This window comes from Mycobacteroides sp. LB1 (genome assembly GCF_013449725.1).
GTDB lineage: Bacteria > Actinomycetota > Actinomycetes > Mycobacteriales > Mycobacteriaceae > Mycobacterium.
The window spans coordinates 1689744-1703304 of sequence record NZ_JACCFF010000001.1 but is presented as its reverse complement, the minus strand read 5'-3'; the positions used below and the strand labels follow the sequence as shown (position 1 = coordinate 1703304).

The 13561-nt window shown below is 60.8% G+C and carries 14 protein-coding genes; 7 read left to right on the top strand and 7 right to left on the bottom strand.

Annotated elements, in window-relative coordinates; translation table 11 throughout:
- Positions 1-48: 48 nt before the first annotated feature.
- The 3 genes from MLB1_RS08295 to MLB1_RS08285 all read left to right on the top strand — a co-directional run bounded on the left by MLB1_RS08295 (position 49) and on the right by MLB1_RS08285 (position 5152).
- Positions 49-585 carry a DUF4333 domain-containing protein gene (locus tag MLB1_RS08295; protein WP_180749181.1) on the top strand — a complete coding sequence of 179 codons (537 nt, stop codon included), beginning with the start codon at positions 49-51 and terminating at the stop codon, positions 583-585.
- Positions 586-624: 39 nt separating this feature from the next.
- Entirely contained in the window at positions 625-1968 is a 1344-nt protein-coding gene (locus tag MLB1_RS08290; protein WP_255485620.1) for a neutral zinc metallopeptidase, read from the top strand.
- A 136-nt stretch (positions 1969-2104) separates the two neighbouring features.
- A complete protein-coding gene (locus MLB1_RS08285; RefSeq protein ID WP_180749180.1) occupies positions 2105-5152 on the top strand; it encodes a BTAD domain-containing putative transcriptional regulator in 3048 nt (1015 codons plus the stop codon).
- Positions 5153-5175: 23 nt separating this feature from the next.
- On the opposite strand, the gene MLB1_RS08280 is transcribed toward MLB1_RS08285, so the two are convergent.
- Positions 5176-5907 (bottom strand): LpqN/LpqT family lipoprotein, encoded by a 732-nt coding sequence (locus MLB1_RS08280; protein WP_180749179.1) that lies wholly within the window; start codon positions 5905-5907, stop codon positions 5176-5178.
- Positions 5908-6059: 152 nt separating this feature from the next.
- Here MLB1_RS08280 and MLB1_RS08275 point away from each other — a divergent pair, with 152 nt between their 5' ends.
- The 3 genes from MLB1_RS08275 to MLB1_RS08265 all read left to right on the top strand — a co-directional run bounded on the left by MLB1_RS08275 (position 6060) and on the right by MLB1_RS08265 (position 8251).
- Complete coding sequence (locus MLB1_RS08275; protein WP_180749178.1) at positions 6060-6425, top strand: hypothetical protein; 366 nt, start codon at positions 6060-6062, stop codon at positions 6423-6425.
- 648 nt (positions 6426-7073) lie between these two features.
- Positions 7074-7715, top strand: a complete 642-nt coding sequence (locus MLB1_RS08270) for a DUF5343 domain-containing protein (protein WP_180749177.1) — start codon at positions 7074-7076, stop codon at positions 7713-7715.
- Positions 7712-8251: a hypothetical protein gene (locus MLB1_RS08265; RefSeq protein WP_180749176.1), complete on the top strand. Its 540-nt coding sequence runs from the start codon at positions 7712-7714 to the stop codon at positions 8249-8251. The genes MLB1_RS08270 and MLB1_RS08265 overlap by 4 nt, the downstream gene beginning before the upstream one ends.
- A 30-nt stretch (positions 8252-8281) precedes the next feature.
- On the opposite strand, the gene MLB1_RS08260 is transcribed toward MLB1_RS08265, so the two are convergent.
- The 3 genes from MLB1_RS08260 to MLB1_RS08250 form a co-directional block, all read right to left on the bottom strand.
- Positions 8282-9289 (bottom strand): DUF2971 domain-containing protein, encoded by a 1008-nt coding sequence (locus MLB1_RS08260; protein ID WP_180749175.1) that lies wholly within the window; start codon positions 9287-9289, stop codon positions 8282-8284.
- A gap of 156 nt (positions 9290-9445) precedes the next feature.
- Positions 9446-9709 carry a hypothetical protein gene (locus MLB1_RS08255; RefSeq protein ID WP_180749174.1) on the bottom strand — a complete coding sequence of 88 codons (264 nt, stop codon included), beginning with the start codon at positions 9707-9709 and terminating at the stop codon, positions 9446-9448.
- Between the two features lie 997 nt (positions 9710-10706).
- On the bottom strand, positions 10707-10895 hold the full coding sequence (locus MLB1_RS08250; RefSeq protein WP_180749173.1) for a hypothetical protein: 189 nt from the start codon (positions 10893-10895) through the stop codon (positions 10707-10709).
- 223 nt (positions 10896-11118) lie between these two features.
- Between MLB1_RS08250 and MLB1_RS08245 the strand changes: the two genes are divergently transcribed.
- A complete protein-coding gene (locus MLB1_RS08245; protein ID WP_180749172.1) occupies positions 11119-11328 on the top strand; it encodes a hypothetical protein in 210 nt (69 codons plus the stop codon).
- A 3-nt stretch (positions 11329-11331) separates the two neighbouring features.
- Here MLB1_RS08245 and MLB1_RS08240 read toward each other — a convergent pair whose 3' ends face one another.
- The 3 genes from MLB1_RS08240 to MLB1_RS08230 are packed head-to-tail and all read right to left on the bottom strand — an operon-like array spanning position 11332 to position 13237.
- The gene (locus MLB1_RS08240; protein ID WP_180749765.1) at positions 11332-11775 is read right to left on the bottom strand and encodes a hypothetical protein; all 444 of its coding nucleotides are present in this window, start codon (positions 11773-11775) and stop codon (positions 11332-11334) included.
- Positions 11776-11831: 56 nt separating this feature from the next.
- A complete protein-coding gene (locus MLB1_RS08235; protein WP_180749171.1) occupies positions 11832-12929 on the bottom strand; it encodes a hypothetical protein in 1098 nt (365 codons plus the stop codon).
- Complete coding sequence (locus MLB1_RS08230; protein WP_180749170.1) at positions 12926-13237, bottom strand: WXG100 family type VII secretion target; 312 nt, start codon at positions 13235-13237, stop codon at positions 12926-12928. Before MLB1_RS08230 ends, MLB1_RS08235 begins: the two co-directional genes overlap by 4 nt.
- Between the last annotated feature and the right edge of the window lie 324 nt (positions 13238-13561).

Sequence of the window (13561 nt, the reverse complement as noted above, 5' to 3'; positions counted from 1 at the left end):
ATGGTGATCCGGGCCGGAGAACCATCGCTCAGTACAGGAAGGGCCGTTATGACCACCTCAGTCGCACGCACCCTGCTCGTATCGGGTATCGCAGCCGGGCTGTTCGCCGGTCTGCCTGGTTGTTCCTTCTCCATCGGTTCGGGAGATGTCAAGAAGTCAGATGTGGTCGGCCAGATCACGGCCAAGATGACCGACGCCGACGGCAACAAGCCCGAAACGGTGACGTGCCCCGACGCGCTGAAAGCAGAAGTGGGGGCGCAGACCAACTGCCAGATGAAGGTCAAGGACAAGCCCTACAACGTCAACGTGACGGTCACCCAGATCAAGGGTGACAGCGTCAATTTCGACATGGTCGAGACCCTCGACAAGGCTGCGGTCGCTTCGGGCATCAGCGACCAGATCACGCAGCAGTTCCATAAGCCGGACTCGGTGACATGCCCCGACAACCTGAAGGGCGCCAAGGGCGCGACGCTGCGGTGCGAGATCAAGGACGACGGGCAGGCCCATGGCGTGACCGTGACGGTCACCGATGTCCAGGGCGGGGACGTTCTCTACGACTTCAAGGTCGACGAGCAGCCTAAATAGTTGTCCGACAAAGTCATTCGATCACCCAGGGAGCATGAGATGCGAATGGTTGGAGTGATGTACAGGACGCTCGCGGTGGTTTCGGCCGTTGCGGTGGCGAGCGCCGGATGCACGAAACCGGTGGCGGAGGTATCTGGAACCACCTCGCCGACGCCGACCGTGCAGATCCACGGTGATGCGTCGACGCCGGTGAATAAGATCGCGCTCCAGGCGATCTCGGATCTTCAGCAGTTCTGGGGCGATGAGTTCCCGAAGCTCTACGGTCGCGACTACACACCCGTCAAGGGTGGCTTCTTCGCCGTTGCGCCGTCCTCGGGTGACCTGCCCCCGTGCGCGGCCACGGCCGCGGATATCGCCGGAAACGCCTTCTACTGCCCCAAGGCCGACGATGTCGCATGGGACGCCGAGGGATTGCTTCCCGATCTGCGTAAGCGATTCGGGGATTTCGTCATACCTGTGGTTCTCGCGCACGAATGGGGGCACGCGGTACAGGCGCGCGCCGACTTCGAAGGTGCCACGGTGACCAGGGAGATACAGGCCGACTGCTTCGCCGGGGCCTGGGCGGCGCACGCGAAAGCCGATACCTTCAAGCCCACCGAGAGCGAACTGGATAAGGCATTGGCCGGGTTTCTGTTTTTGCGCGATGAACCCGGCACCGAGAAAGCCGATCCGAGCGCGCACGGGAGCGGATTTGACCGAGTGAATTCGTTCCGCACCGGATTCGATAAAGGGACTCAGGCGTGCAAGGGCTATCGCAACGGTGATCCTGTGGTGGTGGAGGTTCCGTTCCGGAACGTCGCCGATGCGGCCGCCGGAGGGAACGCTCCGTACGAGGACATCATCGTGGGCGTGCCAGCAGACCTCGAGGACTATTGGTCGCAGGTCTACCCGAAACTGACGGGGGAGCAGTGGATTCCGCTGCAGCCGATGCGCGCATTCGATCCGTCGCAGGCGCCTCCATGCGGCAGTGGGTCAACAGCCGGCTACGTACTGTTCTACTGTGTCCCGGAGGATTACGTCGGGTTTGACGCTACCGGGTTCATGCCCCAAATATACAGTCAGGGAGGTGATTTCGCGGTCGCTACACTCGTCGCGACGCAGTACGGGCTGGCCGTGCTCGCTCGGATGAAGCAGGACTCCTCGGACAAGAAGGTGTCGCTGCGCGCGGACTGCCTCGCCGGGGCATGGACTGCCAGCATTCTGTTGGAGGACCGTCCGGGGAGCATGTACCACCTGTCTCCGGGCGACCTGGACAAGGCGGTATCGGCGTTACTCCTCTTCCGCGGCGCCGGAGACGTTGAACGGCAGGGGCAGGGTTCCGATCGTATCGACGCGTACCGCGACGGTGTCTACAACGGCGTCAAGAGCTGTCTGATGCACTGATCGGGCATTAACAGGAGTCACACAGGTAACCCACGGCTGCGATCTTGTGTGAATTCAAGATCAACTTGCCCCACCAACCGCCTGACCTCGGAGTATCGTCTCAGCGCGTGAGAACAGTCGCCGATAGTCAGGGTTGATGGTCGAGTACCTCCTGTCGGGTGGGATCGAAGCCCACGTCGACAGTTGTGTCGCGTCACTCGGGGGGCCGAAACAGCGATGCGTGCTGGCTGCGCTCCTGGCTAACCACGGCACCGTCGTGAGCATCGACAGATTGGTCGACGCTATCTGGGCAGACGATCCACCCGCAAAATCCGTTGCCTCCCTTCGCTCTTACGTTGCAAATCTACGCCGGGTGCTTACCTCGGCCACGGAGCTCGATGGTCCCCGCTTTGAATCGCGGCAGCACGGTTACCAACTCAACTTGTTGGCCGGCGACACCCTGGACCTGCACAGGTTCGAGCAGCTGGTCAACGACGGACGCGGCGCCCTGATCAGGGGTGAGGCGCAGCCGGCAGCGGAAACCCTTGGGACGGCGCTGACGCTGTGGCGGGGAGATCCGTTCGGCGAGTTCACTCACCACGATTTCGCGCAGGCCGACACCCAGCGATATGTGGCGCTGCGCACCACCGCTATCGAGGCGCGGTTCGACGCGGTGTTGCAGGTCGGAGACGGCGGGGCCTGCATTCCCGAGATCGAGGAGGCCCTTGCGGAGGAGCCGTTGCACGAGCGGCTGTGGGGGCACCTCATGCTGGCGCTGTACCGGACGGGACGCACCACTGAGGCAATCCGTGCGTTCGACCGGGCGCGGATCATCCTCGAACAGGAGATCGGAACGCGGCCGGGAGAGGGACTGCAGACCCTCTACCGCCAGATATCCCGCGACGCTCCCGAACTCAAACTGAATCTGGCCGGACGCCGGATGATTACGACGACCGGTCGACGCCCCGGAAAGCGGGAGACACTGGTCGGGCGGGACTCGGAGCTGTCTGCCATTGCCGGCGCGGTGGACCGAGCGCGAGCCGGATCGGGAGGGCTGGTTCTGCTCGCCGGGGAAAGCGGTATCGGGAAGACGTCACTGGCGCAGGCTGTTTCGGAGCAGGCCCGTGTCGACGGGTTGGCCACGGCATGGGCCACTCATCCGATGGGGATACGACTGCCGGTGCTATGGACCTGGATCCAGATTCTCCGCCAGCTGGGCCGTGCGCTCGGGCCTTCGGCCCGGGAGGCGGTGGTGCGTGCGGTGCCGGGTGTCGTCGACGCGCTCGTGCCCGAGTGGAACGGCACGGACGCACCGGCTCCACAAGCGCGGGCCGCCGCCACCGGCTTCCCGCTGGTGGAAGGTCTCGTGACGGCAATGAGCGAATTATCCTCTGCGCAACCACTTCTTCTGGTCCTCGACGATGTGCAGCGGGCAGATCCGGCGTCGTGCAACGCGTTGATCCTGTTGCAGGAGCAGCTGCCGAGGCTGCCCATCCAGGTAATCGGAAACTGGACCTACTTCGGCAGCGACCGCCCGGTGAACCGGCATTCTTTCGAGCGGGTTGTGCGGACCAGTGCGACCACCACCATCCATCTCGACGGGGTGGACCTCGATGCAACCGTCGACCTCGTCGAAAGCCTCACCGGCTCGGTGCCCTCGACGGTGAACGCGAACCTGATCTGGGAGCACACCGGCGGAAATCCGCTTTACATCACGGAGTTCGTCCGTGTTCTCGATGCCAAGACCCGTTCCCAGAGCACCTTGGTGCCCGACGGCGTGACGGTGCCGGATGCCATCTCGGCCGCGGTCGGCCGACGGCTGTCGGTTCTCGACGGTGCCTGCCGCCACACGCTTTCGGCGGCAGCCGTGGTGGGCCCGGTGTTCGATGTGGCGGCCCTGTCCGACATCGTCGATCTGCCGGTGTCGGTAGTGCAGCGGCGTCTGCGCCCCGCCTACGAGACCGGACTGCTCGACGAGATGCCGGGTAACCCCGGCGTGTTCCGCTTCAGCCACGGCCTTGTGCGGGATGCGGTGCTGGCGCATATGCCGGGCACAGATCGCATGGGCGTACACGCCGCCACTGCCCGGAGCCAGTCTGCGGGCATCGTCACCATGGCCTACGAGGAAGCCATCGCCACGGCCGATCATGCCTGGCGCGCCGGGGTTGAGATCAACCCGCACACCGCGTTGGAAATCCACGAGAGTGCGGTGCAGCGCGCCCTGGATCGGTCCGCGTACGAGGACGTCTCCGTTCTCTGTGAACACGCCATAGCGATCTGCCGACGCTTGCCGCCCAAGCCGGAACTACTGGGGCGGCAAGCCACGCTGTGGCTGCACCTCGCCGGGGCGCGCGGTATCCGGGAGGGACATTCCAGTGAGTCGGCCGTGGACGCCGTGCAGCGTGCCTTCGAGCTCGGGGGTGCCAGCAGTGGTCGGAACTTCTACGGAGCCTTCGTGTTACAGATCATGATGCTGTGCGCACGCGGACGCTTGGACGAGGCCCAGGTTATGGCTAAGGGGCTCGATGACGAGCACGCGGCGACCGGTGATTCGGATATCGGCGAGGCGAGTCACTTTGTGCGCGTGATGATTCACGGCCTGCGCGGCGAGTTTGAGGATGCGCTGTCCGCGGCCAAGAGCATGTTCGCGACGTTCCCCGCGCCCGTGACTGTCGCCGACCCGATGCACTTCCTGCATCCACGGGCGTACTGCCTCGTCGCGGTCGCCGAGGCCAACCGTGGCGACCGGGAGGCCGCGCGGCGAAACTGCCACCTGAGCCTCGACCTCGCGCGGTCGCGGGGCGATGTGTTCAATGTGCTTGCCGCCAAACTCACTCTGGTCGAGGTGGATGCCATCCTCGGGATCCACGATGGCATCGCGGGCGAGGCCGATGTCGTCTACAACGAGATGACCGCCGCCGGGGCGCATCAGTGGGCCGCATGTGCCCGGTTGGTGAGTCTGTGGGCGCGCACCCTGACCACGGGCGAGGATGTGGTGGCCGAGGCTTTCGAAGCGCTGGATGCCATCTCCTATGACGGCAGCACCGTCATGATGCCGTTCTGGTTGTGCCTGATGGCCGATATTGAGAAGCGGCACAACCGCATCCAGCACGCACGTGACCTCCTCTCCCGCGCGCACTCGATTGCGCGGGCCACCGGCGAGCATGCTTGGGACGATCACATCTCGCGGCGGTTGGCCGTTTAGCTTTCGCCCGTGATCGGTAATCGTCAGGGGGTGATGGTGATCGACTTATCGATGGCGCTCATGGCCGTGAACAGGGCCTCGCTCTGTTCCTCGTTGCTGGTGGCGTTCATCTGCAAGATGTACAGCGCGCCGTTGCTTGTTATCAGCACGGTCTCCTGGCCGGAGGCGGCCTTGATCTGGTCCAAGTTGTAGGAACCCGCGATGCGATAGGCGGGATATCCCGATACCTCGGCGGATCCGTCGCCGACGGGCACGAATTCGGGGAGATTCTTCATCTCACCGCCAGCTAATGCCAGCAGCTGCTGGGGGTCGACATTGCCCTCGAGCCGGGACAAGATCGCGATGATGTTGGGCGTGTAGTTGGCACCCTGTGCCTCCGGGCCCGTGTACACGATCGCGCCATAGGCATAGTCCGGTGTGTCAGGCCCGGCACTGACCCAGCCGTCCGGGAACTGGATATCGACCTGCGGTGCACCCGGATCGCCTTGGTGGATAAGTGTTTCGGTGATGCGCTGATCCTTGATGTAGTCGGCGATGGTGTAGTTCGCCGCACCGGCCTTGCTCTGCAGATTGCGCGGTGACAACTTGCTCTTGTCCGGCTGGGCCACCGCGGAGGTAGTAGTGGACGAGGACGAGCTCTTCGATGACGACGACGTCGCCGAGTTGTCCTTGGAACCGCCGCCACACGCGGCGAGCGTGACGGACAGACACAGTGCGGCGAATACAAGTGCTACCGGGGGGCGCTCCGTACGCATGGTGATTCTCCTGATCATCTGACCGGCGGACGCCGCGCGCGTCCAGGGAACGCCACCATAAGAAGGGGTGATTGGAAATCGGTTGGATCCCGTCTGGGCGCCGTATGCAGGCATTCAATGGATCTCCAACGTGGGCACTTAGCGTCAATGACATGACTGCCTATGAGCCCACCGGATCCGCGGGTATCGAGCCTGTTTCGACAGCCTCCGAGCAGACGTCCGCGCAGACCGAGGACGCGGCCACCGCGCCGAAGCCCGCCGGCAAATGGATTCTCGAGGCCATGCGGCCCAGGTTCCTGATTTCCATGGCTGAGGGGCAGCCGGTGGGGATCAAGCAATTCGCCCAGTTCTGCCTGATCTTGATCTATCCGGGCTGGCTCTTTGCGTTGATGATCATGCTGCCCATCTACTGGGCGGGGTATGGCGTGCTGTGGGTGCTGTTCTGGCCGGTACGTGCCTGGGTCAAACACACAAATCCGGAGGAGTACGAAGCCACCATGAGGAAGTACCGGAAGTAGTGGAGCCGATGACGGGAATCGAACCCGCGTATTCAGCTTGGGAAGACGGTTGAGATCGTTTCAACGGGATGCGTGTCAGTACGTAAAAGCACTGTGTTGCAGGTACTTTCACGAGTTGCCGTCCAGTACGATCTGGCGCGCCGTGCGGAATGACTTGTGACATCCTCGTGACACCTCACGCCCATCGCAGCTGGCGGCGACGCTCCAACCTTTGGGATTGCGCCCGAGATCTCTTACTCTCCTTCGGCCCAACCCGAAGGAGAACAGCGGGACTACACCAGCGGCTACCCTGACCACAAAGGATGTCGCCGAGAAGATCGGCACCGACTCCAAGACGTTGCGTGTGTTCCCGCGTGCGTTATCGGACTACGACGCTCCCGACTCTTGTGGTAGCTACAGCTTCACGGCCAAGTACGCGCAGACGCTCAAGCGCGGTTCAACAAGTGGGTGGCTGAGCGCGAGGCGTCAAATGAATCTACGGAGGACGACGCGAAATCAGCATGACTACACCGCCCGGTGTTGGCCCGGCATCCATCTCGGGTGCGGGGCTGTCTAGTTGTCCTTTTCCTCGACACCGTCTGTTGCTATCAATTTTGCGCTCCAGACTGCGTAACATGTTGACTTCGATGACACAGCCGAGGGGGCGTCATGGTCGATGGTGAACCGAGCTACACCACAGTGCCGGGCAAGCTGGTGCCACTCTTGAAGAAGATTCGAGAGACCGGGGTCCCTCCAAAGGTCACGGTTGCTTGGCTTAAGACGCTCGGATTTACCTCCAGCAATGATCCTTCACTGCTTAATGTCCTCCGTTACATCGGTTTCACAGACCCGTCGGGGGTGCCTGCGCCCGCATGGAAGGAGTATCGGGGCCGCGACTACAAGGAGATCCTCGGGCGCGCGATAAAGAGTGGATACGAGGGTCTCTATGCCGTCTACCCCGACGCTCATAGCCGACCTAACGCTGATCTGTCGCACGTCTTCAGTTCGCAAACTACGGCGGGGAAACAGACTGTCGACAAGATGGTGTCGACATTCAAGGCCCTCGTAGCGGAAGCGGATTTCTCGTCAGATAACGCAGCGACAACATCTGCGGCGTCGGAAGTGAGCACCGCGACAGCTGCCCTGGTTTCACCTGACGGCGCTACTGTCCTTACTCGAACTCCGAGCACCGCGAATGGGCTAACGGTCAACATCAACGTGCAGCTGACTCTTCCTGACGGCGCCGACGAAAAGACATACGAGGCCTTCTTCAAGGCGATGCGAACCCACCTGCTCACGGACGCAGAGTGACACCTGCGCTTGAGCGGTTACAACGACGAGTTTCAAACTTCGAGCGGGCAGCGCACACACTGCTCGCTACTCAAGAAGCTGCGCCGTCCCGTATCGTCACGCTTTCCGAGACACGTAAGCAGATCACCATCCTGAACCTAAAGCAGTCAGAGCTCTTAAACGAGTCAATCCGGGCGATGGAAGCTTCCTTGTTCAGAGCTGCGATCGTTATGGCGTGGGCCGCATTCATTGATTTCCTACAGGACAAGCTTGCATCTGACAATCTTGTCGCCGTACACACCGTCCGGCCGAGCTGGTCCAAGTGGGGCACGCTTGACGAGTTACGGGAAAACCTTCCCGAAGCTCAAATGCTGGACGCTGCAAGAGACGTCAAGCTTTTGAGCAAGTCGGAGACTAAGGGCCTACACGGCTTACTGTCGAAGCGCAACGAGTGTGCTCACCCGAGCGGGTACTCCCCAGGTCTTAACGAGACCCTTGGGTATGTCTCAGAACTGCTCAATCGCATCCCGAACATCAACCAGAAATCACCGAAGTGACTGATGAAGGAGCGCGTGGGCGGCACGTGGCTACAGGGGCCTGAACGGAATCGTCGACGGCTCAGCTTGAACATTCGGGTACGTGTCCCAGTGCACGTCGAAGTAGTGCTCAAGTGACCTAACGCGAAGGTCCTGCTGCTCGCCCGGCCCGACCGTTACAGCCGTGACGCATCCAGGATCAAACGAAAGTCTCAGGCGAGGAATGAGCCCGATGCTGGAACTTGCATGGAAACAACCGTCCGTGTCCCAGTGATTGTCAGGTGGATGAGCGACAATCCGGAACTCGTGCTCCTCTTCGAACGCTGGGTCCTTCATGACCGCAATCGCGCCTTGCAGTTCGATCAACGAGAATTCATACGGGAAAGTTGCTCCGTCTCGCGAAGAATTTTCCGGTTGGTGAAGCTGCGCATTGATTGCGTCGGCGAGTCTGTCGAGGATGCCCGAGAGATAGACGGATGCTTCGTCGGGCTGATAAGCGATCTGCTGCAGCAGGTATTGCTCTCCATACACGTGGGGGCCATCAAGCCCCCTGAGCCGCACCGTCTTTTGAAGCAGCTTGGTATCGAAATGGATGGCGTAGCCGCCGGTGCCTCCGTAACCTCGCCACTGACTCAGTCGATCTCCCTTTGCGGATAGACATGTGACGTACGGGTGCTTGATCAGAGACTGATGGTCCTCAGATGTAAATTCTGTTCGCAGCTGGTTGATTCCGTCCGCTACTCGGATACTGTGCTCGGGATACCGAGCCGCAATGCTGGCCACTAGATCGGATGACGCGCATAGCAGCTTCTCGATGTGCTTTACGCCATGCTTCAGTTCTTGCGCGTCATTCAGATAGCCGATATGTGTGGCGAAAAGTGTTGAACTGCTGAGGATTCCCTCCAGTCCAGACGCTGTGGTGTAGTGGTACAGAGTGTCAGGCGCTACGTTGAAGGTGCTAGGGAACGGCAAGAGCATGTTGCGTAGTAAATCAGCCGCCGGACGGTTGCAACAGCGGTCGGCGAAGTGTTGACGTGTGGCTATTGCCTTTTTCGGCATCCCGTGTCCAGGACTTTCCCAAAGCCGTAATTTTCTCGAGCGCCAAGCCGTTACGTATGGCGGCCTGGCTTTGTGGGGTGTAGCCCCCGGGGTCTTGACCATCAGAAAGTCCTCGACTCAGGAGGAAGGTTTGAGCCGAGAGGCCTCCTGTTTCTATTAGGCGATGCTGAGCTTCACGCCAGCGCCTTGCTGAATCCCACACTGAACCGCAGTGTTGCGCGGATGCCGATGGCTGTCGCTGCCGAGGTAAACCTGATCTGGCACGGTGACATTGAGTGCGCCGTACGCGGACAAGGCCTTGGTCATGTCGAGGATCGGAATCTTCTTGGCCGGCACGGCCATCTCCAAGGTGTATCCATCGGGGTCATCGCCGCATGGATCGGGCACAAAGACGCGGTCGCTGACCAAGAGGCTCCACACGCATTCGCAAGATCACGAGCTGAAGCTCGAGGCGTCGGCTGTTGACTACATGTGACATCGGGCGTGACACGGAGCCATTGTGTCCAGCGAAGTAATGCACCGCTGCGGTTTCGTCGTGGAGCCGATGACGGGAACCGAACCCGCGTATTCAGTTTGGGAAGTCGAACGGGCGAATATCGGTGAGTATCAGCGGGTTTCCCTAGAGTTGCGACCTGGGGAGACGCGTCTATGGCAGTGTCATCGAGCGCACGTAAATCCATTCGACTTGTGACCCGCACGTGACCCTCAGCCGTCACGATGATCGTGCCCCCTTCTGCCGATGTCTCTGACCACCGTGTCACCAAGGGTCACTTGGGTGTGAATCGCCGTACACACCCCCGAGAAACTTTATCCAAACGGATGAAGTTCGGAGGGTGTCGACGGCCACCGACACCCTTCGGCCCATAAGGCGCCTGAGCGCAACCGACACCTCCTGGGTGACACCCTTTTCATGAGATCCCATGAAAAGGGTGTCCATGAACACGGACACCCTTCCGCTTACGCTCGACCAACTGCGGTGAGCAGCCTTTTCATGTGTTCGGGTAAAAAGCACTGATGAGCAAGATTGCTTACAACCGCAAGGAAGCCGCTGAGGCCCTCGGTATCAGCGTCCACAAGCTGGATGAACTCAAGCGCAACGGCGAGCTCTGCCCCGGTATTCCGGCGGTACACCATGACCGAGCTGGAACCCGCAGATCCGCCGTTCAAGACCTGCTCCCTAGCCGAGGTCGCCGCGATGGTCCTCCCGCCCGACTTGAAGGAACCCGAAGGGTGGCTGGCGCGGCACCTAAGGGCCGGCAAGATCCGCGGTTATAAGGTCGGACGTGCTTGGCGTATGACTGAAGACGACATAGCGGACTTGATTGAGCGCCATCGCAACCGAGCCGACGAGCCCGACCCTGAGCCGCGTCCTACGGGCTTGAGCGCACGGTCGCTGCGTCTAAGACAGCAGGCCAACCTATAACGGCCACTTCGTCGCCCGCACCGCCACTTCGTCGATGGGGACATCTTGGTGCACCGCAATGAGACCACGGGCCATCTCTTCGACCTCGCCCTGGCTGCGGGCTTGAGTCAGTTGGTCGATCTCGGGGACGTGGATCATCCACCACTTGCCGTCTCTGGTTACTTGTATGTCGTAGGTGTGCATGAGGTTCCTATCCTCGCCGATACTGCCAAGGCGGTGGGCTGGATTTGATGACGTACACCTCGCCGCGGCTCAGGGTTTCAGCGACAAGCTCCGCGGCCCCAGTTGTGGCGCATGATGCAGCGCATCTGCCCGGTGGAGAGCTTGTCGACGTGGAGCTTGACCACACCCCGGACGGTAGGCCGTGGGTATGACAAAAGCCCCTCCGTAAGAGAACCTTGGGGATATGTCCGCTCTGCTGTCCCTGCTGGGGTTACTCGTCTTCGGTGTGGTGCTGTTCGTGGTGTACAAGACTCGCAACGTCCGCCCGACGTGGAAAAACCCCGATATGCCGCATCCCTACTTGTACGGTGGCGCACCGGAAATGCCCGCCGTCCCACGACCGCCGTGGCCGATCGACGAAAACGGCAACCCGATCGAGGGTGAGCGCCACTGAGCACTACAGCTTGGTATCGGAAGACCCGACCGGGCAGTGTGTCTTCAACTTGGCCTCGGCATCTTTGACCTTGCGCCCAGCTGCGACGATGTTGTCCGTCGACTCTTGTAGGTGCTGTTCTCGGGTCTGCCCTGGTGCTGGCTTCCCCAGGAATTGGATCTCCCGCTCGGTAACCTCGTCGGCAGCGTCAGCCATCTGCACCGCGATAGTTTTCACCTCCGGGTCGGAGACCTTCTCGGCGTAGTCCCTGAGGGCAGTGGCCCATTTCTGGTACATCGGGATCGCTTCGTCTTGCCGGTCTGCGTCCCGTGTCTCGGCTACCTCGTCGTTGTGCTTTTTAATGCGCACCATCGCATCATCGGAGTACTTGAGCAGTTCCCCAACGGTCTGGCAGCTTGAGTCTGGCGTGGCCTCTGTTGGGCGCAGTAAGTACACCCCGCCCAACACCAGGGCGGTTGCGGTGATGAGCCCCGCAACCGCTATAAGCACATTTTTGCGTGACACTAGTAGACCTTCTTTACGGCTCCGTTTGCGAGTTCAACGACGCCACCGCTAGGCATTCCGTTGTACTCAGGGAACCGCCATGGTTGCGCGATCGGATACCGGAAAGTCTCGTTGGGGAACCTCTTAGAGAGGTCGGTTATCTCCGTCATTGAGGTGCGCTTCCATTCGCCGAAATCTGTTTGAGTCAGCGGTTCAAAGCCATCGACGACCGGCTTGTAGTTGTGTCGCATGTCGTACACGTTGTCCACCCATTGGGCCGTGACGTAATGGCCGTCCAGGGGAATAACCTTCTTGATGTCCGTGTAGTCGTGGCCGGCAAGCCGGACATCGTAGGACTCTTCCAGGACTGTGGGCGGCTTCGATGAGTCCTGTATCCAGGGCTTGTTGGACGTGAACCAGTCGGTGCCCACGGTGGGAGGCTTATCGAAACCGTTGACACTCTTACCCGGCTCGAATGGCTGAAATCCCATGGGGCTGGTTGGCTCTGACAGATCGCCCGTGTGATTCTGCCTCAACACCCAATGCCCGGAATTCTCTGACTTGCCTGGAGGCACAGGAGGTTTCAGCGAATCGGGTATCGGGTAGTCCTTGATCTCGTCAGGACTCTTGAAACCGCCCTCTGGCATTCCAGATGCGAATTGCTTATCCGTCGCTCGTCCGTTATCGAGTATCCGCTTAACTTCGTCTTTAATATCTTGGTACTTACGCCATGCCCGGTCGAGGGCTTCCTTATGCATGTTGCTCATGTCTGCGGGCTTGACCTCGTTGGTCGAGAGGTTCACTTCTACCGCAGGATATGCATCGGCCTTATCGAGCATCGCCCGAATGTCTTGGGCGTTCTTAGTGGCGCTTTGTAGCGCGACTTCGGCCATCTGAGCAAGACCGAGATCGGCTGCTTTCGACTGCTCGAATATCGACACCGTTCGGTTGGTGTAGGTAGTAGCGGCCTCTGCGCTAACACCTTCCCATTCGGACAGCTTGCTTACCGCATCGGCCTCTTCGGCTGCGTTGGCTGTTCCCTTCACCCGGAGTCGGGCAGCGTCGGCTACCTCTTGATACATCTGTGGAGCCCGCAACATCAGCTCCAGTGAGATCACTGGTTGCCTACGTTCTCGCCCGTGGCTTTGGCGTCGAGCTCGTCGGCGGCGACGAACTTGTTCGCGATGCGGACGTGTTTCTCGGCGTGGGTCGTCAGATGCTGGTGGTGAGAGCGGGTTTCCTCTTCCCACTGCTCGAGCCTCGCTGCGAGTGCCGAGCGTGACTCGCTCTCCCCGAACCCCGCAAGCAGATCCGACACGGCACCGTGGGCTTGCTCGTGCTGGTCCTTCAGGTTCCGCGCGATCTCGTGCAGCTTGGCGGCTGACTGGTGCATCTGCTCCGGTGGTACCCGCAAAACTCCCGACATATCGGCCTCCCGTCCGACTTGGTGACACCAATCACCTTGTTAGCCAGGCAGTCTAGCACTGCGTCCATAGTGGCAAGAGGCTGTTCCCCCGACACAAAGCCCCTCCGTAAGAGAGCAACCGGAGGGGCCTGATCGGCCGGTACCGCAATACCCGCGGGTTGACGCCATAGCATGGTTTGTCAGCGGTGTTTCTGAACCAGGGACTCTCCGCAGCACGGTCCTAATGAACAAGCTCTCGTACAACCGCAAGGAAGGCGCCGAATGCCTCGGCATCAGGTTCCGCGGCCCCAGTTGTGGCGGCAGGCCTATTTGTCATTGTTTGAC

Bases quoted from the DNA above. Each gene is read 5' to 3' on its own strand.
- MLB1_RS08250 (WP_180749173.1), bottom strand. From the start codon at position 10,895: ATGCACACCTACGACATACAAGTAACCAGAGACGGCAAGTGGTGGATG.
- MLB1_RS08230 (WP_180749170.1), bottom strand. From the start codon at position 13,237: ATGTCGGGAGTTTTGCGGGTACCACCGGAGCAGATGCACCAGTCAGCC.
- MLB1_RS08285 (WP_180749180.1), top strand. From the start codon at position 2,105: ATGGTCGAGTACCTCCTGTCGGGTGGGATCGAAGCCCACGTCGACAGT.
- MLB1_RS08295 (WP_180749181.1), top strand. From the start codon at position 49: ATGACCACCTCAGTCGCACGCACCCTGCTCGTATCGGGTATCGCAGCC.
- MLB1_RS08275 (WP_180749178.1), top strand. From the start codon at position 6,060: ATGACTGCCTATGAGCCCACCGGATCCGCGGGTATCGAGCCTGTTTCG.
- MLB1_RS08260 (WP_180749175.1), bottom strand. From the start codon at position 9,289: ATGCCGAAAAAGGCAATAGCCACACGTCAACACTTCGCCGACCGCTGT.
- MLB1_RS08245 (WP_180749172.1), top strand. From the start codon at position 11,119: ATGTCCGCTCTGCTGTCCCTGCTGGGGTTACTCGTCTTCGGTGTGGTG.
- MLB1_RS08280 (WP_180749179.1), bottom strand. From the start codon at position 5,907: ATGCGTACGGAGCGCCCCCCGGTAGCACTTGTATTCGCCGCACTGTGT.
- MLB1_RS08270 (WP_180749177.1), top strand. From the start codon at position 7,074: ATGGTCGATGGTGAACCGAGCTACACCACAGTGCCGGGCAAGCTGGTG.
- MLB1_RS08290 (WP_255485620.1), top strand. From the start codon at position 625: ATGCGAATGGTTGGAGTGATGTACAGGACGCTCGCGGTGGTTTCGGCC.